The following is a 21,521-nucleotide window of genomic DNA, read 5'->3' on the forward strand; positions in this document are numbered from 1 at the left end:
TTTTGACCGAAAAAAAAGAATTACTATATTCGAATCAAACCCTTCGTTACAAATAGTTTACAATGTTCTGATAATTTTGCAAACCTTTTATCCGATTTTTCTAAATATTTTTTCAAAAAAGACTGGGACCTCACGAAAAAATGGTCCCAGCTCAGTGATTATTTTAGAATTTTCATTGCACGAAGTAGGTATTCCGGTCCATAAATCGGTACTTCGATTCCTTGAATCGTATCAGAAACATATAATTTCTCTGTCGTCTGATACAAAGGAACGATGACGGCATCTTGATTGATCAACTGCCTTTCAGCTTGATGATACAATGCTTGTTTTTTCTTCATATCTCGTACCTGCCGTGCTTTTTCGATCAGTTGATCGTACGTGTCGGATTGATAGTTTACGGAATTCAACGGATTATCTGAGACGAACTGGTTCAAATATGCAAGTGGACCTGGATAATCCGGCATCCATCCCGTTAACGTCATCGCATACTGAGCCGACTGTTCTTTATCGATCTTCTCTTCAATCCCAACTGGTTTAAGAACGATATCAATATCAGGCAACTGTCTCTCAAGATACGTCTCAAGTTGTTTCCCGATCCGTTTTGCCTGTGGATCATCAAAATTAAGCATCTCGATTCGTTGTTTCTTCTGTTGTTTACCATTTTCTTTTTTTACTTGTATCGGTTCTGTCATTAATACATTCGTATCTGTGACGACGAATCGATTCGTCGGAATGCCTGCATATCCTAAAGGAAGTTGAACGGACTCTTTTTCCATCAAGGCGTAAGCAATTCGTTTTCGGAGTGTCTTTTCGCGGAAGGCTTCATTTTTTTGATTAAATGCGATATAAAAGACACCGCTCCGCTTTTTTTGATAGGTTGGTCGAGAGACTTGATCTTCTTGTGTCTCAACACTCTCTTGTAACGGAAGAATCGCTGCTTTACTGTTCTCATACGTACTCCATTGCGTCTGATGATCAGAGATGATGCGGCTTTTAACTTCCTCGACCGTGACAACATTTTGTTGATGATACTGGTTGTTTTTTTTAAGCGTATATCCGTTTTTCGACATCTGTTCTAGTGTAAACGCACCATTCCCGGTGAGGTCTTGCCATTTTTTAGATGCCGGTTGCGGATAAAAAACGGACATTGCGAGTAATTCTTTTAGATTCGAAACCGGCTGATTCAGCGTGATGATCAGTTGGTCACGTCCTTTGGCCTTTACACCTAGACGTTCTGGCTTCATTTTTCCGTCATTGACGGCACGTCCATTTTCAAACACTTCAAATAAGAAACCATAGGGAGAATTTGTTTTATTGGCTGCGACACGTCGGAAACTATCGACAAAGTCTTGCGCTGTAATCGGCTGACCCTTCGCATTTTTTGTTTGTTTGAGTTGAATCGTATATGTCAGACGATCCTTTGAGACTGACATATCCTGTGCTAATCCTCTACGGACGGATGTCCCAGAAGTAAAAACATATAATCCTTCATACAGTTGTGCTAACAGTGTCTGAGAACGGCTATCCGTTGCTAACGCAATATCGGATGTCTTCGGGAGTGATGATTCAATTAATTCAACCTTCACTGCTTGTGTCTCCTGATCTGTTTTCGTCTTTTGAGATGATGATAGACGGTATATGAGCGTACCACTGAGACCAATCAATAAACATATGATCAGTATCATGATTGATGTTTTTCTTGTGATATTAGTCATAAACGACTCCTTTCTGCGTCAAACACGCATTTCTCTATTGAATCAGAAAATCAGCAAAAAAGCGACCCCCTCGTTTTTCTAAGGGAATCGCTTAATCTTAAGCTTCGTAACGTTTAAAGACGAGTGATGCGTTGTGTCCACCGAACCCGAGCGAGTTGCTCAGGGCATAATTCAATTTTACGCTCCGTGCACCTTCCGTCACGTAATCAAGATCACAACCTTCACTCGGCTGTTTGAGATGAATCGTTGGGTGAACGGTTTGTTCTTGTAACGATTTAATTGTTGCAATCGCCTCGACGCCACCAGCGCCACCAAGCAAGTGACCAATCATTGATTTCGTCGAGTTGACGACGAGTTGTTTTGCCTGTTCACCGAAGACACTATGGATTGCTTTTGTTTCAAGAATGTCGTTCATCGGTGTGCTCGTTCCGTGTGCATTGATGTATCCAACTGCTTCTGGTGCGATACCTGCATCTTGGATTGCCATTGCCATCGCACGTGCTCCACCGTCTCCATCTGGATCTGGAGCTGTGATGTGGTAGGCGTCAGCTGTTAATCCATATCCACTGACTTCGGCATAGATTTTTGCACCACGCGCTACCGCATGCTCGTACTCTTCAAGAATCAAGATGCCTGCCCCTTCTCCCATGACGAATCCATCACGTCCTTCGTCAAACGGACGGCTTGCTGTCTCAGGATCGTGATTCGTTGACATAGCTTTGTTGGCACAAAAACCAGCAAATGATAAGTTCGTGATTGGTGCTTCCGCTCCACCAGCGATCATGACATCTGCATCGCCCCGTTCGATGACACGAAGGGCTTCTCCAATGGCATTCGTTCCTGAAGCACATGCAGTGACGGAACAGTTATTCGGTCCCTTGGCTCCGGTATAGATCGATACCTGACCGCTTGCCATGTTTGGAATCATCATCGGAATGAAGAACGGGCTGACACGACGGTGTCCACGTTCGAAGTAGATCTTCGCTTGTTTCTCAATTGTCTCAACGCCACCGATTCCTGATCCAATCCAAACCCCAGCACGTTCTGCGATTTCTTTAATGTCGATTCCAGAATCTTGGACAGCTTCCATGCTTGCGACAAGTGAGTAATGAACGAAGCGGTCCATCTTACGTGCTTCTTTCGCCTCGATGAATTCTGTTACATCGAAGTTTTGTAATTCGCCAGTGACCTTCGTTGGATACTCATCGATATCGAGACGCTCCATCGGACGAATCCCGTTTGTTCCTTCTTTTAGTGCTTCCCAGAATGTATTGGCATCGTTCCCGATCGGTGTCAGTGCTCCGATTCCTGTGACTACAACGCGTTTTCTCATCATCTTATGTGTTCTCTCCTTTAGTCCAAGTAATGTATGCTGCTCCCCAAGTCAATCCGGCACCAAATCCAGCAAGTACGAGTTTCGTACCAGGTGTCAGGCGTCCTTGTTGACGCGCTTCCTCAAGTGCGAGTGGGATTGATGCAGCAGATGTATTCGCGTGCTCATCGATCGTGACGATGACCTTTTCTTGCGGAATATGCAGTCGTTCGCACGCTGCATCAATGATGCGTAGGTTTGCTTGATGCGGAATCAAGATATCGATATCTTCGAGCGTACTATCCGCTTTTTGAATGACTTTCTCAACGATTTCCGGTAATTTACGAACCGCAAACTTAAAGACTTCCCGACCGTTCATCTCGATTGGTCCATCAATGTCCTTAAATAATAAATGTGCTCCGCGTCCATCTGTTCCAAGCTCGAAGGCATTAAGACCCGCTTGCTCAGTTGGTCCGATGACGACTGCCCCTGCACCATCTCCAAATAAGATGGCAGTTGACCGGTCTGACCAGTCGACGATACTCGACATTTTTTCAGCACCGATGACGAGCGCATGTTTTCCTTCAACTGTCGTCAACATGCTAGTAGCTGTTTGTAATGCAAAGATGAAGCCACTACATGCCGCACTAATATCGAATGCAGTCGCTCCGCGTGCTCCAAGACGCTCTTGGACGATACAGGCTGTAGATGGAAACGCGCGTCCTGTTGCCGTTCCGACGACGATCAACCCGATGTCCTCTACTGTCAATCCAGCATCATCAAGCGCTTTCTGAGCAGCTTCTGTCGCTAAGTCAGTGACATCCACATCATCGGCTGCAATCCGTCGTGCCCCGATTCCTGTCCGTGTCCGAATCCATTCATCGCTCGTATCGAGCGTCGTTGCTAATTCATCATTCGTCACGCGCCGTGACGGCAAAGACGTTCCTAATCCTACAATCCCGATCTTCATAAGGCATCCCCTTTTGTTATTAGTATCTGGTACTAATATAAAGCGTTAATTTGCTTTTGTCAAAGAAAAAAGGAAGAGCATGGTCTCCCGTGCCCTTCCTCATACCTCATTCTGCTAACGTCCGTACGACTTCCATGACCATTTTAGCGGAATTGATTGACGCAATCTCGAGGAATTCATCAAACGAGAGTGACGCTTCTTCATTGGCGCTATCTGAAATCGACCGCGTTACGACGAACGGGACACCGAACTGATGACAGACTTGTGCGATTGGTGCTGCTTCCATTTCGACGGCTGCGACTTCTGGGAAGTGCGCCTTGATTTGAGCAGAGCGCTCTGAATCGTGGATGAACGAATCGCCTGTCGCAATCAATCCATGAACGACGCGAATCGCATCCATCCGCTCGATGACGGCTTCTGCTGTTGCAACAAGCTTCGGATCTGCTTGATAGGCAGCTGGCATTCCAGGTACCTGTCCATATTCGTATCCAAATGCCGTCACGTCGACGTCGTGGTGTCGCACTTCTGTTGAGACGACGACATCCCCGACTGTTAACCCTTCTTTGAATCCGCCTGCTGATCCCGTATTGATGACAGCAGTTGGTTTGTAGTGGTCCAGCAATAATGTCGTCCCGATCGCAGCATTGACTTTCCCGATTCCTGACTTCAAGATGACGACAGGAACGCTATTTAAAAGCCCTTCATAAAAATGATAGTTTGCGATGACTGTATCTTTACGTTCTGATAACTCATTACGCAATAAATTGACTTCCTCTTCCATTGCGCCGATGATTGCGATTGGCATGGTCCATTCCTCCATCAAACAGAAAGCCGGATTGCTCCGGCTCCTGTGTTCTTTATTTGATCGATGTAATTTTTACTGCGTATTCGCCACCTGGTGCTGGTACAGAGACTTGATCTCCGACTTGGTGCCCCATTAAACTTTTCGCGATTGGTGATTCGTTCGAGATTTTACCTGTAAACGGATCTGCTTCGGCACTACCAACAATTGTGTACGTATCTTCTTCGTTATCTTCGACACTCAAGAAAGTGACTGTCGTTCCGATACCGACGACCGAGATATCCTTCTCTTCTTCCGAGATGATCGCAACATTACGAAGCATCTCTTCAAGTTGAGCAATCCGGCCTTCGACCATCGCTTGTTCTTCTTTTGCTGAATCGTATTCTGCGTTCTCTGAAAGGTCACCGAACGAACGGGCGATCTTGATGTTCTCGACGACTTCTTTCCGGCGGACTGACTTCAATTCATTCAATTCATTTTCAATGTTCGCTTTACCTTCAAGCGTCATGTAGTATTGCTTTTCTGCCATTTTTGTCACGCTCCTTTTTATTCCACTAGTATAGTATATTCACATCTTTTTTGGAATCAATATCCTCTTTGATCGAGTGCTGAACGATAATCAAGAATCGCTCGAATCTTCGTCACGAGTAAATCGATCGCGACATGATTCTCGCCGCCTTCCGGTACGATGATGTCCGCATATCGTTTTGTTGGTTCACAGAACTGCAGATGCATCGGACGAACGACGTTCGTATACTGCTCAACGACTGAGTCGATCGAGCGTCCACGTTCGTTGATATCACGTTGCATCCGACGAAGAATGCGAACGTCCGCATCCGTATCGACGAACACCTTGATATCCATTAGTTCCCGTAACCGTTCGTCTTCAAGCGCTAAAATTCCTTCTACGATGATGACATCGCGTGGTTCGAGACGAATCGTTTCTTGTGCCCGCGTGTGGGCGACATAGTCATATACCGGTTTTTCAACGGCAATGTTTTCACGGAGCGACTGAATGTGCTCAATCAACAGACCATTATCAAAAGCAAACGGGTGATCATAGTTTGCCTGATACCGCTCCTCCATTGATAAATCACTTTGATCTTTATAATACGCGTCCTGTTCAATCATGACGATTGATTCACTTGGGAACGCATCGACGAGTGAACGTGCCACCGTCGTCTTCCCTGAACCCGTTCCGCCCGCTACGCCAATTACTACCGGTTTTTGCATGTCATTCGTTCCTCCATCATTTCGACTTTTTCCGACTGACGGATACACCGTCACCGAGCGGAAAAATCGTCGTATCGTATTGTTCTTGTTCCATCATCCAGACCGTGAATTCCTTGACGAGACGCACGAGTCGACGTCTTCTTCGATCGAATGTCTTCGGATCGGACTCGAGGACATCTCCGTGTAAGAAGAGATTATCCGTATAAAGCACGCCGCCCTCAGGAATGAGTCGCCCATATCCTGCAAAGAATTTTTTATACTGTCCTTTAGCTGCATCAATGAAGACCGCATCGAACTGGTCTTCAAGCGTTTCGGCTAATTCTACTGCATCACCAAAAATGATGTCAATCCGGTCCGCCACATCTGACCGGGCGATGAAGGTTTTTGCTTCTTCATACCGCTTTGCATTTCGTTCAATCGTCGTAATACGCGCATCCGGTAGCGCACGCGCCATCCGAATCGCACTATATCCGATTGCGGTTCCGACTTCTAGAATGCGCTTCGGTTGTTGTAATCGCAGGAGCGATAACAAGACCTCGGAACCTGTCAGTTCGATGATTGGTATATGATTTTCTTCCGCATAACGCTCCATTTCTTCTAACAGAGCATCTCGAGGATGAATCATTGATTCGACATAGGTCGTGAAATCATTCACGCCATTCACTCCCTCTTCCGCATAAACAGGTTGACTTGAAGCGAACTTCCCGCTTCAACCCAACCCGTTGCTCATTGCTCTTTACTCGCTTCGTATTCCACCCATTCCGGCTTATACTTAACGACGTTTCGTTGATGTTCTTCATATGTCTCTTCGTATAGAATCTGTCCGCGTGGATGTTTATCACTTGGTGGACGAGCAAAGAAATAGACATATTTTGTTTTATTCGGATTTAACACGGCAAGTACCGAATCTTTACTGACCGTCGAAATCGGACCAATCGGAATTCCTTCGTACTTATACGTATTGTACTTCGAATTATTCTCGAGATCCTTCAGTGTCGTTAAAGCCGTGTTTTCACCTGTGCCATACCAAACCGTTGGATCCGACTGTAACTTCATGCCGTCATCCAATCGATTTTTGAAGACACCAGCGATTTCACGACGATCATCTGCTGTCGCCGCTTCACGCTCGACCATGGAACCGAGACTGAGTACTTCATGGAAGGTCATGCCTGATTTTTGAATGGCATCCGCATTCTCATCGTAGACTTTTTCTGTTTCATCGAGCATCGTCTCGACGATTTGATCAATGCTTTTTCCTTTATCAAACTCATACGTTGCTGGGAAGAGATATCCTTCAAGTGCATACAAGACACCATTCTTCTTCACTTCATCCGTCAACATCGGATATTTTTCAATCATGCTGTCGATGAATGTCGCATCCGTCAATTCTTTACGGACCGTCTCTTCCTTGAAGTTCGTCGCTTTCGCGATCAAAGCGATTTGACGATCCATCGTGATGCCTTCAGGTAACGTGATTTTCACATCCGCTGCCTTCATGACCGTTCCCGTCTTTAATTCATTAATGATTTCATCCGGGGACATGGCTTGTGACAGTGTATACGTACCCGCTTGGAATGACGATTCATTCTTGTAACGGACGTAGTAACGGAAAATCGTCTCGTTTGCAATCAAGTCTTTTTCCTTTAGTAAAGAAGCAATCGAACTCGTCCCTGCTCCTAAAGGAATTTCGACTTTGACGGATTTCGTCGCTGTTTCATCGACTGGTTCAAGCGCATTTTTCAAAAAGACATAGATGACCGCACTGGTAACTAGAAAAATCGTCAACAATACAGAAAGGATGATTAGCGTAATCCGGCGTGATGTCCGGCGTCGCCTTTTTTCGATTTCAGCATTTTGCTTCCATTCGTTCTCCATCGGTTCCTCCTTCTTCTCTTAAAACAAGGTGACATCGTAAGAGAAAGTCTCTTACGACGTCACCTGTCATGAGTCGGGTTAGTCTAACTGGTCTTCGAGCGTGTTAAAGACTTCTTCGATTTCATCCCAAGTCGCTGTATCGTCTTCATCGATTGGTACGAGGTTGAAGTCGTTATCTCCATCACCGTATTCGTCGAGTTCGTAAACGAAGATATCGACTTCTTCTGCTTCGTCATAGTCTGCTCCGATTGGCTCGAGGAAGATGTATGTCTTGCTCGAACGTGGGCTTTCATAACGCAGACGTTCTACGAATTCGAAATCATTTCCTTCGCCGTCCGGAATTACGTAACGTGTTGGTTCATTCTGTTGCATCAGTGATCCGCTCCTTTAACGCAAGCTCGAGTTCATCCCAAGTTTGCTCATCATTTTCATCGATCAGGCTCAAGTCAAAATCATCTTCGCCTTCTCCATATTCATCGATCTCACAGATGATCAGATCATCTGCTCCTTCGTCAGGGTTACCGATCATTTCAAGAAACAGATAGGTTTTTCCTGTACGTTCACTCGAGTAACGGTACCATTCTTCGAAAAGATGTTCGCCGCCCTCTTCATCTGGAAAGAGATACTGACGTTTTTCTTCAGCCATCGGTTTCTCCCCCTTCATCGGTTCGTCCGATCCAAGTACGATTGCAGGATCATGACGGCAGCCATCTTATCGATGACTTGTTTACGCTTTTTACGACTGACATCGGCATCGATCAGCATCCGTTCTGCTTGCATCGTCGTCAACCGTTCATCCATGAAGACGACTTCAAGCCCGGTATGCTGTTCGATTTCCTTCGCAAAAGCTTCACTTGCTTCTGCGCGGGGACCGATGGAACCGTTCATGTTTTTCGGAAGACCAATGACTAGGATTTCGACATTGTATGTCTTCATGATGACATCGAGCCGTTTGAAGGCTTCTGGGTAATCCGGTTCCGTCCACTTGACCGTCTCAACGCCTTGCGCCGTCCAGCCCATCAAGTCACTGACCGCTACCCCGATCGTCTTCGAACCGACATCTAGTCCCATTGCACGTTTCATTTTGAATTTCCACTCTCCGCCAAATAAGATTTCACGAGTTCTTCGAGCAATTCGTCGCGTTCAATCTTACGAATTAAATTACGTGCGTCATTATGACGAGGAATGTAAGCAGGATCTCCTGAAAGGAGATAGCCGACGATTTGGTTGATCGGATGATATCCTTTTTCTTCTAAAGCATGATAGACCGTCAACAACACATCACGTGTTGCTGCTTTGTTATCGTCTTCCGGAAAGTTGAATTTCATCGTTTGATCCATCTGACTCACGTTCATCACCTCTTTCATATACACTACGTTTCTATTATGCCAGTGATTGCACGTATTGTGAAGCGTACGCGAGTGCTTCTTCTAATTTCGACGCATCTTTTCCACCAGCTTGAGCCATGTCAGGGCGACCGCCACCGCCCCCACCGCAGCGTGTTGCGACTTCCTTGATCAATTTACCAGCATGATAGCCTTGGTCGATTAAATCTTTTGAGACGCTTGCGACGAGATTGACTTTCTCACCTTGCGCACTCCCGAGAACGATGATCGCTGATCCGAGTGAGCTCTTCAGCTCATCCATCATGCCGCGAAGAGCGTCCATGTCTGAGACGTCGACACGTTTCGCAAGCACACGCACACCGTTGATTTCTTCCACATCATCCTTGAGCGAAGCAGCTTCAATGTTCGCAAGTTTTGCTTGCAACGATTCGTTTGCTCGTTCCGTCTCACGAAGCTGTTGTTGCAGTGCTTCGATGCGGACAGGAACTTCTGTCGTCTTCGTCTTCAGAACAGCTGCTGCTTGTTCGAGTGTTTCTAAGTGTTGGTTCATGACACGATACGCACCTGCACCCGTTACCGCTTCGATTCGGCGTGTACCTGCACCGATACCAGACTCCGAAACAATCTTGAACAAGCCGATTTCGGCTGTGTTTCCGACGTGGATTCCGCCACACAACTCGATCGAGTATGTGCCTGCTGAGACGACGCGGACCGTTTCACCGTACTTCTCACCGAACAATGCCATCGCGCCTTTTGCTTTTGCATCAGCGATGTTCATCTCTTCGATATCGACCGGTAGCGATGCCCAGATTGCTTGGTTGACGTCTTGTTCAATCTTCGTCAACTCTTCTTGTGTCACTGCACCGAAGTGTGAGAAATCGAAGCGAAGACGTTCTGGAGAAACGAGTGATCCCGCTTGGTTAACGTGTGTTCCGAGCGTATCTTTCAATGCTTTATGAAGCAAGTGTGTTGCCGTATGGTTTTTCGTGACGGCTTTACGTTCTGCTGCTTCGACCGTTGCAACGACATCTGCCGCTTCCGTTGCGATCCCTGTACGAACGATGACCGTATGCAAGTTTTGACCGTTTGGTGCTTTTTGAACATCTTTAACATCAAGAACGAAGTCTTTGCCTTCGATTGTTCCTGTATCTGCGACTTCACCACCGCTTTCAGCGTAGAACGGCGTGATGTCGAGAATGACTTGTGCTTCTTCACCAGCAGCGACTTCTGTGACTCGTTCTCCATCATGCACTAAAGCGATGATTTTTGCATCCGCCTTAAGGTCGGTATAGCCGACGAACGTACTTTTATCTTTTAGCGTCGAGAGGACTTCCGATTGCTGTTGCATCGAACCACTCTCTTCACGTGCCGCACGTGCACGCTGACGTTGCGCATCCATCGCTAATTTGAAGCCTTCTTCATCGACAGACATCTGATGATCTTCTGCATACTCGACTGTCAACTCAAGTGGGAAACCATATGTGTCATACAGACGGAACGCATCTTCGCCGCTGATGACATGCTCACCGTTCGCCTTAGACGTCTGAGCGACTGTGTTCAAGATTGCAAGACCGTCATGAAGTGTCTCATGGAAACGTTCTTCTTCGTTTTTGATGACGCGTTTGATGAAGTCCGCTTTTTCCGGAACTTGTGGGTAGAAGTCGACCATGACGTTCCCGACCGTATCGACGAGTTCATACATGAACGGACGCTCGATTCCAAGCATCTTCGCATAACGCACCGCACGGCGTAGTAAACGACGAAGGACATATCCACGTCCTTCATTCGAAGGAAGCGCACCATCACCGATTGCGAATGATACGGTACGGATGTGGTCTGCGATGACTTTGAATGCTACATCAAGTTTCGAATCATCACGGTAGATTTTACCGCTGATTTCTTCTGTCTTATGAATGATCGGCATGAACAGATCCGTATCGAAGTTCGTCGGCACGTCCTGCATGACACACGCCATCCGTTCAAGTCCCATCCCTGTATCGATGTTTTTACGCGGAAGTTCCGTATAGTTGCCGTGTCCATCGTGGTTGTATTGACTGAAGACGATATTCCAGATCTCGAGATAGCGTTCGTTTTCGCCACCTGGGTAGAGTTCTGAATCGTTCGGATCGTCTCCGAAAGCTGGACCACGATCGAAGAAGATTTCCGTGTTCGGACCAGATGGACCTTCACCGATTTCCCAGAAGTTATCTTCAAGTGGAATGATCCGCTCAGCCGGCACGCCGAGTTCAAGCCAGATTTGACGCGCTGCGTCATCTTCCGGGTGAATCGTGACCGAAAGACGTTCCGGATCAAGACCGTACCAGTCATCACTCGTCAAGAGCTCCCAGCCCCATTTGATTGCATCTTCACGGAAGTAATCACCGACGGAGAAGTTTCCGAGCATCTCGAAGAATGTGTGGTGACGCGCTGTTTTCCCAACGTTTTCGATATCGTTCGTCCGGATTGATTTTTGTGCGTTGACAATCCGTGGATTATCAGGAATGACACGACCATCGAAATATTTCTTGAGTGTTGCAACACCCGAGTTGATCCACAAGAGCGATGGATCTTCGACCGGTACGAGTGAAGCACTCGGTTCGATCGCATGTCCTTTGCTTTGGAAGAAATCAAGATACATCTGACGGATTTGTGCACCCGTTAATGGTTTTAGAGCTTTCATGAACAGTTACCCCCATTGGTTTTATTTGGACGCAAAAAAGCGATGTCTTCATCCCTGAAAAGGGACGAAAGCATCGCTTCCGTGGTACCACCCTCGTTCGTAAGCAATCCATTGCCTACCTCGAACATCTGATAACGGGGATGACCCGCAGGTGTTTACACCCGACTCCGGAAGGAGCTTCAAAGGGACTCGAGAAAGTGATTGCAGCAGACTCACTTCTCTCTGGACTCGAGTTTTCCTTTTACTTATCTTCCATCAACGTGTTACGTCCATTCATCTATCGTGATTATTACCTATCGCACAGCATCCGTCAAGTCTTTGTCACACCACCGAGTCGTTCAATCAATCGTGTACGGCGCCGGGGTTCCTCTTCTTGCGACGCTTTATGGAATGCTCGTGGGTCGCCGAACAGCAATAAACTCGACTTCGCACGGGTAACCGCCGTATAAATCAAATTTCGGGAATGCTTGAACGCCCCCGTGAAATAGACCGGCATCAAGACGATTGGAAACTCGGATCCTTGCGCCTTATGGATCGTGATCGCATAAGCATGCGTGAATTGATCCCAGTCACTTCGGTTATACTCGACTTCCGTCTGGTCGAAGCGTGCGATGATCTTATCCACCTTGTCGACATTCTCTTTAGCGAAGAAGATGTTGACGATTTCTCCGATATCTCCGTTATAAACGTTTTCTTCTGCATTGTTGACGAGCTGGAGAATCTTATCTCCGGTCCGGTAAATCCGCGTGCCTTGTTTAACTTCCCGTTTCTTTGGTTCTTCCGGGTTGTAGACGCGTTGCAAGGCGACATTTAACTCGTCGATTCCGACTTGACCACGGTAAGTCGGTGCAAGAATCTGAACATCGAATTTCGAATAGCCTTTCGCAAGTGCTTTTTCTGCGAAAGCTGAAATACCGCGTAACGTCTCTTGCGGAGACGCGGTATAGAAGCGACGATCCGCAAGTGGTGCCAACAAATCAGCAGACGTCGTCCGGTTCTTCAAATCGTGGGCAAGCCGTAAAATCGAAGAATCTTCCGCTTGGCGATGGACGACGTTCAGACGAACGACGGGAATCCCTTCCGTGTCCATCAAGTCTGCCAGTACCTGCCCAGGACCTACGGATGGCAACTGATCGCGGTCACCGACGAACAAAATTTTCATACCGTTCGGAACAGCACGGAGCAGACTCGATAACAAGTAGATATCAATCATTGATGACTCATCGATGATCAGTACTTTTCCCGTGATCGGCTGATCTTCATTCAGTTGGAAGTTCGTTCCGTCATACTTCAACAGACGATGAATCGTCATCGCTGGAACGTCCGTTGCTTCCGACAAACGTTTAGCGGCGCGTCCGGTCGGTGCAACAAGGACATACGGATAGACATCTCCCGTCTTGACGCGACTTTTCTCAAGTGGCCAATCATGAATTTCTTGCAAGGCATGTAAAATTCCCTTGATGACGGTCGTCTTACCGGTCCCTGGTCCACCGGTCAGAACCATCAATGGTGCTTTAACCGCTAACTCGATCGCTTCCCGCTGCTGTGCGGCATATTCCATGCCAAACTGTTCTTCGAGGTGCCCAATCGCTTCAAGAATCGTCGCGACATCGACTTCCTGTTCGGCACCGTTCGCCATGACGCGAGCCAGTTCTTTCGCCGCTCGAACTTCCGCATAAAAGATCGTCGGTAAATACAAACAACCTTCTTCAAGCTTGACCTTATCTTCAGCGAGCAACAGTTCAATCGCTTGTTCCAGCCGTTCTCCTGGGTCTTCACCAAGCAACCGGGGTGCCCGTTGTAATAGTGAGTCGACCGTCGCAAAGGCATGTCCCTCTCCTGCTTCTTGTTCTAATATATGCATGATCGAAGCAGCGACACGTTCCGGATGTAATCCGACAAGTCCGAGATGTGAGGCGATATGATCGGCTGTCTTAAAACCAATCCCGTTCACTTCATACATCAAGGAATACGGATTCTCTCGAATTCGCGCCATGGCGTCCCCTTCGTAAGCAGCATAGATTTTCGCCGCTAGTTTTGGTGTGACATCAAATGGCGCTAAGAATAGCATCAACTGATCGACACCGTATAACGTAGCGAGTCGACTCAATATGATATCCGCTTGATTTTGTTTTAACCCAGGCACCTGATTCAGTACTCGCTCATCCTTCAAAATGAGGTCCACTGCCTCTTCTCCGAGAGCATCGACGATATTTTTCGCTGTCTTCGGACCAATGCCGGTGAACGAACCATTCGTCAAGAAGCGGATCGTTGCCTGTTTTGTCATCGGAACCGATCGACGAATCAGCTCCGCCTTCAGTTGTTTTCCGAAGCGAGGATGATCAACGAGACGACCAAATGCTTGATACGTTCCTCCGAGTTCGATTCCGACCCCTGTACCCGTGATGACGAGCTCGGTTTCTTTCAGTTCAAAGTTTTTTTCTTTGACGGCGACCAATACAATGGAGTGTGCTTCTTCTTCAGAAGAAAAGAGCACACGTTTGACGCGCCCGACGACTTGATGGGGGTGCTCCATCACTCCACCTTCTTTCTCTCTTTTTCATTCGCTGCTTTCATCATAGCATTCGTTTACCGGATTTTAAATCAGGGAAAGATACCCTGAAACATTTCGTTAAGAGGAGGAGTTCAAGGATGGCACGTTTACCGATTGCAGGATTGTGTGAATTAGTACTGGAAGTCGAGGATATGGACCGTGCGGTTGGCTTTTGGAATGGGACACTTGGTATTCCGATCGTCGAGCAATGGGCACCTGAGGATGCAGAACCGAGCAAGGAACAATCTAAACAGGACGGAGTTTGGGCAACGTGGCTCTACATTGGCGGTAACACCCGACTCGGTCTATGGCTGAAGCGAGACTTCACGATGGAAGAACGAACGGTCAAACACTTACCAGTGTCCGAATGGGACACGTTGTATGACGAAGGTGGTGTCCATGTCCACTGTGCTTTCTACGTTGAGAAGGAAGAGTTCCAACAAGCCTTGAATCAACTGCGCGAAGCTTCGATCACCGTGAAGCTCAGAGAGTGGGATGAACAGGAGACCTCGAATCAAAAAGAGCATTCAGCTTATTTCAAGGATACGGAAAATAACGTCATCGAACTGTACACGAAAAACATGGATGAAGCCTATGAAGACTTTTCCGGTCCACCACTTCGTGTCATCCGTGAAGTTGGGAATTAAATAGCACAAAAAAGACGACTCCAGATGGAATCGTCTTTTTTGGATCAGTCTGCTTGTTTTAATAACGCATCCATCTTCGCTTTTGCATCTCGCGCAAGAGCGTGTTCCGGCTGGTAGGCAAGAACGGCTTCAAGTTCTGCATAACACACTTCCTGTTGACCGAGGAAAGCAAGCGCGATCGCATAGTTGTACCGAGCATCCGTGTGCGTTTCGTCAAGCATCAAAACGTGCTCGAACATCTCGACGGCTTCTTCCAACTTCTCGTTTTGCGCTAAGGCAAGCCCGTATTGGAACGCGATCTCAATATCGACACCGTTCAATTCTGACGCACGTTGTAGACGAGGTAAGCCACGTACAGGATCACCAAGTTTTTGATACGTCATCCCAAGCATGAAATGGAGATCCGCGTCGTCAAGTCCATATAATAACGCTGCCCGCAATGATTCCTCTGCTTCGACGAGTTGGTCGGCAGCAAAGAACAGCGCCCCTTTTGCATAATAGGCACTCGCGAACGTATTATCGATCATCAGCGCCCGGTCATAAAAACGAAGGGCACGATCAGCGTCGTTCATCGATTGGAGTAATGTTCCGAGATTGACATATGCTGTCGGATCTTTTGGATTTTCTTCGATTGCGTCGTTGAAAGCCTGCGCTGCTAATTCATAATTTCCAGCTTCTAAATGCCGGAATCCTACTTCATTATAATTCATCTTCTTTTGCTCCTTACGCGAGATAAGCGAGGCGTTCGCCTGCTTTATAGGCTGCATCGATCGTCGCACCACCGAGGCAGATGTCTCCATCATAGAACACGACCGCTTGTCCTGGTGTGATTGCCCGTTGACGCTCGTCAAACGAGACATCGAGTCCATCTTCGAGGACACGAACCGTGACGGCTGTGTCTTGTTGACGGTAACGGAATTTCGCTGTACAACGGAATGTCTCACCGACCGGACGCTCAGACGTCCAACTGACATCTGAAGCAAGCAATCCTTCCGAATACAACAATTCGTTATGGAATCCTTGATCGACATAGAGAATGTTCTCTTTTAGGTTTTTCCCAACGACGAACCAAGGTTCTCCGTCGCCACCGATACCAAGTCCATGACGTTGTCCCATCGTATAGTACATCAATCCATCGTGGCGTCCCATGACGTTCCCGTCAAGCGTCCGCATTTCACCGGGTTGCGCCGGCAGATATTGACCGAGGAACTGTTTGAAGTTCCGCTCGCCGATGAAGCAAATGCCTGTCGAGTCTTTTTTCTTCGCTGTCGCGAGGTTCGCTTCTTCTGCGATCCGGCGTACTTCTGATTTTTCCATGTGTCCGATCGGGAACATCGCCTTCGCGATCTGCTCTTGCGACAATTGATTCAAGAAATATGTTTGATCCTTGTTTGCATCAACGCCTCGAAGCAATTTATGTTCTCCATCCTCATAGACGGCACGCGCATAGTGCCCTGTCGCGACGAAATCGGCACCAAGACGCATCGCGTGATCGAGGAAGGCTTTGAACTTGATTTCCTTGTTACACATGACGTCCGGATTCGGTGTCCGACCGAGTTTATATTCATCGAGGAAGTACGTGAAGACCTTATCCCAGTACTCTTTCTCGAAATTGACTGCATAGTACGGAATGCCGATTTGATTGGCTACCGCGATGACGTCTTCATAATCTTCCGTCGCCGTACAAAAGCCGTTCTCATCCGTGTCATCCCAGTTTTTCATGAAGATTCCGATGACGTTATAGCCTTGCTCTTTTAATAAATGAGCGGTCACAGAAGAATCGACACCGCCCGACATCCCAACGACGACTGTCGTTTCACTCGGGGCTTTCGCTCGTGTATTCATTTATTTCACCTCTTCGTTAATTCTGAAACGATTTTACGACATCTTGCAAGGCTTGTGCGAGTAGTTCGACTTGCGCGAGCTCATTTCCGTGACCAAAACTGATTCGGACCGATGCTCGTGTCCGTTCATCTTCGCCATACATCGCCGATAAGACATGCGAAGGTTCGACGGATCCTGCCGTACATGCACTCCCGCTCGATACGGCCATCTGACGCATATCAAGCATGATCAGGAACGGTTCGATTTCAATCCGCGGGAAGTAAAGATTGAGGACATTCGGTAATCCTTCAACACCGTTGACTTCGTAAGTGACGCCACTTTCATTCAAGCGTGTTAGCAAAACACTGCGCAGCTGTTTGATGTGGTCCTGTTGTTGATCACGCTCTGCAATCATCAGTTCGAGCGCTTTCGCTAAACCGACGATTCCCGGTACGTTCTCCGTACCAGCACGACGCTTGCGTTCCTGTTCTCCACCGAACGTTTGAGGGGCTAACTTCACGCCAGTCCGCATGTACAACAATCCGATTCCTTTTGGACCATTGATTTTATGACCAGACGCGGATAAGAGATCGACATGTAACGCTTCGACATCGATTGCTTGTTTTCCGAACACTTGCACCGCGTCCGTATGAAACAAAATACCGCGTTCTCGTAAAAATTGACCGAATGCCGCAATCGGCTGAATCGTTCCGACTTCATTGTTGCCGAACATGATCGAGACGAGTGTCGTATCTTCCCGGACCGCTTCTTGCAAGGCAGCCAATGAGACGACGCCTGTATTGGGAACATCGAGATACGTGACGTCATAACCTTGTTTTTCGAGTTCTTCAAACGCATGCAATACAGCATGGTGCTCAAATCGTGTCGTAATGAGATGACGCCCTTTTTCACGCGTTGCTTCAGCTGCCCCAAAGATCGCGTAGTTATCCGACTCCGTCCCACCACTCGTGAAAATCAGTTCGGTTGGTTTTGCGTTCAATTCTTGGGCAATCTGCCGGCGCGCTTTGTCAATTGCTGCCCGAGCAGACCGACCAGCCGCGTGGACACTCGATGGGTTGCCATACTGTTCGAGCAAATAAGGCGTCATTGCCTCAAGGACTTCCGGACGCATCGGCGTCGTCGCCGAATGGTCAAAGTAATTCATTCATTTTCACCTCTCAAATATAGAACATGTATCCTGTATCTTCTTCTTCCGCTAAATCTTGTAGCGTCGTTGAATCGAGCACTTGATCGACTGCTTGCTGGATTTTATCCCAAAGTTTGCGTTTCGTGACCTCGTCACATGCATCGCCTTCGACGACGACGAGTGGTCCTTCAAGCAGGCGGATAATTTCACCTGCTGTGATGTTTTGCGCTTCACGACCGAGCTTATACCCGCCGTAAGCACCGCGGACACTTTTGACGAGACCTCCATTACGAAGGGGTGCAATCAACTGTTCAAGGTAGTGCTCAGATAGGTCATACATCTGCGCAATTTTTTTTAGGGATAATGGTTTAGATTCAGCTTCTTTCGCGAGTGCGATCATGATCGTTAGACCATATCGCCCTTTCGTCGAGATTTTCATCATGCGAAGGATCATCCTTTCTAGTATAGTAGTAGCTAAAAGTGGAAGGAGTGTATGTGTATGGCACATTTATTTGAATCCCAGTCACCTGCCGGACCGCTCGCGAATCGGATGCGTCCTCAGAATCTGGATGAAATCGTCGGACAACGCCATCTGATCGGAGAGACGACACTCCTGCGGCGTGCCATCTTAGCTGACCGTCTCGGAACCGTCATTTTTTACGGCCCACCGGGTACCGGAAAGACGACGCTCGCGCGTGTCATCTCTAGTTATACGAAATCAGCGTTCGAGCAATTAAACGCGGTCACGGCAAAACTGGAACAATTACGGGAAATTCTAAAAGCAGCCGAAGCCCGTCTTCAGTTCGAGGAACAAAAAACAATTCTCTTTCTCGATGAGATCCATCGATTCAATAAGATGCAACAAGACGCCTTACTCCCGGCGCTTGAAGCGGGTACGATCACGTTGATCGGCGCAACGACGGAAAATCCGAGTTTTGAGGTCAATGCCGCTCTCTTATCGCGGGCAACGGTCTTTCGTTTTGAACCACCGACAGCAGACGATTTACGAATCGTCCTCGACCGGACCTTAAAGGACGAAGAGCGTGGTCTTGGCAAATATCCGATTACGATCACAGATGATGCAATCGATCATTACGTCAAGTTGTCAGATGGCGATTACCGAGCATTATTGAATGCACTTGAACTCGCCGTCTTAACAACACCGGAAATCGATGGTCAGATCACGATCGACCTCGCTGTTGCCGAGGAATCGATTCAGCAAAAAGCATTGAAGTACGACAAGGACGGCGATCGGCATTACGATGTCATCTCTGCCTTCATCAAATCGATTCGAGGTTCCGATCCTGACGCCGCGCTTTACTGGCTCGCCGTCATGATTGAAGCGGGCGAAAGTCCACGTTTCATCGTTCGTCGTCTCTATGTCCATGCGGCAGAAGACATCGGTCTGTCTGATCCGCAAGCGTTATTGATGGTCGATGCGTGTGCCCGTGCTTGTGAATACGTCGGTTTCCCGGAAGCACGAATTCCGCTCGCTGAAACGGTCTTATATCTCGCGACAGCACCGAAGTCGAATGCTGTCATCTCAGCGATTGATCAAGCATTGACACTCGTTCGTCGTTCGGACGGTGGACCGGTTCCGCCGCACTTGCGCGATGCTCATCATCCGGGGGCAGCAGCACTTGGGAATGGCGTCACCTATCAATATCCGCACGACTTCGAACATGCCTATGTGCCACAAAATTACTGGCCTGAGAATCTTGCCCGGACAAAACCGGTCTTTTATCGTCCTAGCCCACGCGGTTTTGAGAAACAACTGCAAGCTCGACTTGATTTTTGGAACAAACAAACAGCCACACATCAGAAAAAGCGACCATAAGGTCGCTTTTTTTAACGAACGCGTTCGATCGTCACGCCGGCTTCACGGACGATCTCGTTGATGACGTAGCTCGCTGCGATCAATCCACCAACTGATGGAACGAACGCATTTGAACTTGGCGGCATCTTTGCCTTACGAATTGCAGCCGCATCATTTCCGACGACTTGACGGACTTCTTCGATGATCTTAACAGGCGGTTCATCGGAGAAGACGACAGGAACACCCTTATGAATACCGGCTTTCCGGAGTTTCGTCCGAATGACCTTCGCCAATGGATCATAACTTGTATCTTTGATGTCAACGATCTTGATGCGTGTCGGATCCATCTTGTTCGCCATCCCCATGCTTGAGATGATCGGAATGTTGCGTTTCTTACATTCCTGAATCAAGTGAATTTTGAACGAGACCGTGTCCGATGCATCGATGACATAATCCGGTTGCTGTTCGAAGAACGACTCGAATGTCTCTTCGTTGTAGAACATCTTCAAACGAACGATTTCAAGATCCGGATTGATTAACGCAAGACGCTCTGCCATCGCATCGACCTTCGGTTGACCAACCGTCGGAAGCAAAGCATGGATTTGTCGGTTGACGTTTGTGATGTCGATATCATCCTTATCGACGAGAATCAAACGACCTACGCCACTGCGGGCAAGTGCTTCTGCTGAGAACGATCCAACACCACCGATTCCCAGAATAGCGACAGACTTGGATGCCAATGCGTCAAGTCCAGTTTTACCGATTGCTAGTTCATTACGCGAAAATTGATGTAACATCTCATAACCTCACAATACTCATACTGTTTTACTCGGAATTATATCATAAAAAAAAACGTCATGCGACGTGTCAAACAATAAAATAATAAGACGATGGGACCCGAAGTGCCGTGTCGATACCTTATTTCTGAACCTGCTGTGCAGGTGGGTGTCTTATCCGATTCCTATTCGTACGTCCTCCTGCTGTGTTACGAGGCATGTACTACTAGTTGGAACGTCAAACTCCCTATCAAAAAAGAGTGGCTCAAAGATAAAAGGCGGCTCTCGTACAATTCAGGAACCCCATCTGATGCATTTAATATAGCATCCTCCCTTCTGAAATGCAACTACTTCCCACTCCAGAAAAAGATGCTTTTTTCAGGTCCAACGTTTCGTGAAGTGTTGATTCGGATCATATCTTTGTTGTTGGAATGCGGGATCGAATCGTGGTGTGCGTGTCGCATTCCCGACACCCGCGATGAACGCCCAGTTTCCATAGTTCGAAGCGACATCATAGTCGACCAACTGCTGTTCGAAATACCGCGCTCCGATACGCCAGTCCTGCTTTAATTCATGAATCAGATAACTGGCAACGATTTGCCTTCCGCGATTCGACATCCACCCTGTCTCGCGAATCTCGTTCATGAAGGCATCGACGAATGGCACACCGGTTTTTCCTTCTATCCAACGTTCGACAGCTAGCTGGTCCGTCTTCCAAGTGTATTGACCTTCTTGTAATCCACTCGACCGGAACAGACGGCTTCCGGTCTCACGCATCGTCAAATGGAAGAAGTCACGCCATAACAATTCGAAATACAACCAGT

22 protein-coding genes, 1 other RNA gene and 1 other annotated feature are annotated in these 21,521 nt (G+C 47.6%); of the genes, 2 read left to right on the forward strand and 21 right to left on the reverse strand.

The window, feature by feature from the left end; translation table 11 throughout:
• Positions 1–158 precede the first annotated feature (158 nt).
• The 14 genes from P401_RS0109300 to recD2 form a co-directional block, all read right to left on the reverse strand.
• On the reverse strand, positions 159–1,685 hold the full coding sequence (locus P401_RS0109300; RefSeq protein ID WP_160171462.1) for a peptide ABC transporter substrate-binding protein: 1,527 nt from the start codon (positions 1,683–1,685) through the stop codon (positions 159–161).
• A gap of 127 nt (positions 1,686–1,812) precedes the next feature.
• A complete protein-coding gene (gene fabF / locus P401_RS0109305) occupies positions 1,813–3,051 on the reverse strand; it encodes a beta-ketoacyl-ACP synthase II (protein WP_029342221.1) in 1,239 nt (412 codons plus the stop codon).
• A 1-nt stretch (position 3,052) separates the two neighbouring features.
• Positions 3,053–3,997, reverse strand: a complete 945-nt coding sequence (locus P401_RS0109310) for a beta-ketoacyl-ACP synthase III (RefSeq protein WP_029342222.1) — start codon at positions 3,995–3,997, stop codon at positions 3,053–3,055.
• Between the two features lie 106 nt (positions 3,998–4,103).
• Complete coding sequence (gene mtnN / locus P401_RS0109315) at positions 4,104–4,802, reverse strand: 5'-methylthioadenosine/S-adenosylhomocysteine nucleosidase (RefSeq protein ID WP_029342223.1); 699 nt, start codon at positions 4,800–4,802, stop codon at positions 4,104–4,106.
• A gap of 52 nt (positions 4,803–4,854) precedes the next feature.
• Positions 4,855–5,328, reverse strand: a complete 474-nt coding sequence (gene greA / locus P401_RS0109320; protein ID WP_029342224.1) for a transcription elongation factor GreA — start codon at positions 5,326–5,328, stop codon at positions 4,855–4,857.
• A gap of 56 nt (positions 5,329–5,384) precedes the next feature.
• A complete protein-coding gene (udk, locus tag P401_RS0109325; protein ID WP_029342225.1) occupies positions 5,385–6,032 on the reverse strand; it encodes a uridine kinase in 648 nt (215 codons plus the stop codon).
• Positions 6,033–6,048: 16 nt separating this feature from the next.
• The gene (locus P401_RS0109330) at positions 6,049–6,687 is read right to left on the reverse strand and encodes an O-methyltransferase (RefSeq protein WP_081834729.1); all 639 of its coding nucleotides are present in this window, start codon (positions 6,685–6,687) and stop codon (positions 6,049–6,051) included.
• Between the two features lie 71 nt (positions 6,688–6,758).
• Complete coding sequence (gene mltG / locus P401_RS0109335) at positions 6,759–7,907, reverse strand: endolytic transglycosylase MltG (RefSeq protein ID WP_029342227.1); 1,149 nt, start codon at positions 7,905–7,907, stop codon at positions 6,759–6,761.
• A gap of 78 nt (positions 7,908–7,985) precedes the next feature.
• On the reverse strand, positions 7,986–8,279 hold the full coding sequence (locus P401_RS0109340) for a DUF1292 domain-containing protein (RefSeq protein ID WP_023468908.1): 294 nt from the start codon (positions 8,277–8,279) through the stop codon (positions 7,986–7,988).
• Positions 8,266–8,553, reverse strand: a complete 288-nt coding sequence (locus tag P401_RS0109345; protein ID WP_029342228.1) for a DUF1292 domain-containing protein — start codon at positions 8,551–8,553, stop codon at positions 8,266–8,268. The genes P401_RS0109340 and P401_RS0109345 overlap by 14 nt, the downstream gene beginning before the upstream one ends.
• Before the next feature lie 14 nt (positions 8,554–8,567).
• Entirely contained in the window at positions 8,568–8,990 is a 423-nt protein-coding gene (ruvX, locus tag P401_RS0109350; RefSeq protein ID WP_023468910.1) for a Holliday junction resolvase RuvX, read from the reverse strand.
• Positions 8,987–9,256: an IreB family regulatory phosphoprotein gene (locus tag P401_RS0109355; protein ID WP_029342229.1), complete on the reverse strand. Its 270-nt coding sequence runs from the start codon at positions 9,254–9,256 to the stop codon at positions 8,987–8,989. Before P401_RS0109355 ends, ruvX begins: the two co-directional genes overlap by 4 nt.
• A 34-nt stretch (positions 9,257–9,290) precedes the next feature.
• Complete coding sequence (gene alaS, locus P401_RS0109360; RefSeq protein ID WP_029342230.1) at positions 9,291–11,933, reverse strand: alanine--tRNA ligase; 2,643 nt, start codon at positions 11,931–11,933, stop codon at positions 9,291–9,293.
• Positions 11,934–11,990: 57 nt separating this feature from the next.
• Positions 11,991–12,201 (reverse strand) — a binding site (T-box leader).
• A 42-nt stretch (positions 12,202–12,243) separates the two neighbouring features.
• The gene (recD2, locus tag P401_RS0109365) at positions 12,244–14,469 is read right to left on the reverse strand and encodes an SF1B family DNA helicase RecD2 (protein WP_029342231.1); all 2,226 of its coding nucleotides are present in this window, start codon (positions 14,467–14,469) and stop codon (positions 12,244–12,246) included.
• A gap of 116 nt (positions 14,470–14,585) precedes the next feature.
• Here recD2 and P401_RS0109370 point away from each other — a divergent pair, with 116 nt between their 5' ends.
• A complete protein-coding gene (locus tag P401_RS0109370; protein WP_029342232.1) occupies positions 14,586–15,134 on the forward strand; it encodes a VOC family protein in 549 nt (182 codons plus the stop codon).
• Positions 15,135–15,178: 44 nt separating this feature from the next.
• On the opposite strand, the gene P401_RS0109375 is transcribed toward P401_RS0109370, so the two are convergent.
• Genes P401_RS0109375 through cymR form a run of 4 tightly spaced genes read right to left on the reverse strand, consistent with a single transcriptional unit; the run spans position 15,179 to position 18,544 of the window.
• Positions 15,179–15,844, reverse strand: coding sequence for a tetratricopeptide repeat protein (locus tag P401_RS0109375; RefSeq protein WP_029342233.1), 666 nt, complete (start codon positions 15,842–15,844; stop codon positions 15,179–15,181).
• Between the two features lie 13 nt (positions 15,845–15,857).
• Positions 15,858–16,979 (reverse strand): tRNA 2-thiouridine(34) synthase MnmA, encoded by a 1,122-nt coding sequence (gene mnmA / locus P401_RS0109380; protein ID WP_029342234.1) that lies wholly within the window; start codon positions 16,977–16,979, stop codon positions 15,858–15,860.
• Positions 16,980–16,995: 16 nt separating this feature from the next.
• The gene (locus P401_RS0109385; protein WP_029342235.1) at positions 16,996–18,123 is read right to left on the reverse strand and encodes a cysteine desulfurase family protein; all 1,128 of its coding nucleotides are present in this window, start codon (positions 18,121–18,123) and stop codon (positions 16,996–16,998) included.
• A 13-nt stretch (positions 18,124–18,136) separates the two neighbouring features.
• Complete coding sequence (gene cymR / locus P401_RS0109390; RefSeq protein ID WP_029342236.1) at positions 18,137–18,544, reverse strand: cysteine metabolism transcriptional regulator CymR; 408 nt, start codon at positions 18,542–18,544, stop codon at positions 18,137–18,139.
• Positions 18,545–18,604: 60 nt separating this feature from the next.
• On the opposite strand from cymR, the gene P401_RS0109395 reads away from it, so the two are divergent.
• Complete coding sequence (locus P401_RS0109395) at positions 18,605–19,942, forward strand: replication-associated recombination protein A (protein WP_029342237.1); 1,338 nt, start codon at positions 18,605–18,607, stop codon at positions 19,940–19,942.
• Positions 19,943–19,953: 11 nt separating this feature from the next.
• Here P401_RS0109395 and P401_RS0109400 read toward each other — a convergent pair whose 3' ends face one another.
• From P401_RS0109400 to P401_RS18870, 3 genes are all read right to left on the reverse strand, one after another.
• Positions 19,954–20,718 carry a tRNA threonylcarbamoyladenosine dehydratase gene (locus P401_RS0109400; RefSeq protein ID WP_023468920.1) on the reverse strand — a complete coding sequence of 255 codons (765 nt, stop codon included), beginning with the start codon at positions 20,716–20,718 and terminating at the stop codon, positions 19,954–19,956.
• 93 nt (positions 20,719–20,811) lie between these two features.
• Positions 20,812–21,001: non-coding RNA, 6S RNA (ssrS, locus tag P401_RS18320), on the reverse strand.
• A 74-nt stretch (positions 21,002–21,075) separates the two neighbouring features.
• Entirely contained in the window at positions 21,076–21,516 is a 441-nt protein-coding gene (locus P401_RS18870; protein ID WP_051656289.1) for an FAD-binding domain-containing protein, read from the reverse strand.
• Positions 21,517–21,521: the final 5 nt, after the last annotated feature.

The organism is Exiguobacterium acetylicum DSM 20416 (assembly GCF_000702605.1).
GTDB classification, from domain to species: domain Bacteria; phylum Bacillota; class Bacilli; order Exiguobacteriales; family Exiguobacteriaceae; genus Exiguobacterium_A; species Exiguobacterium_A acetylicum.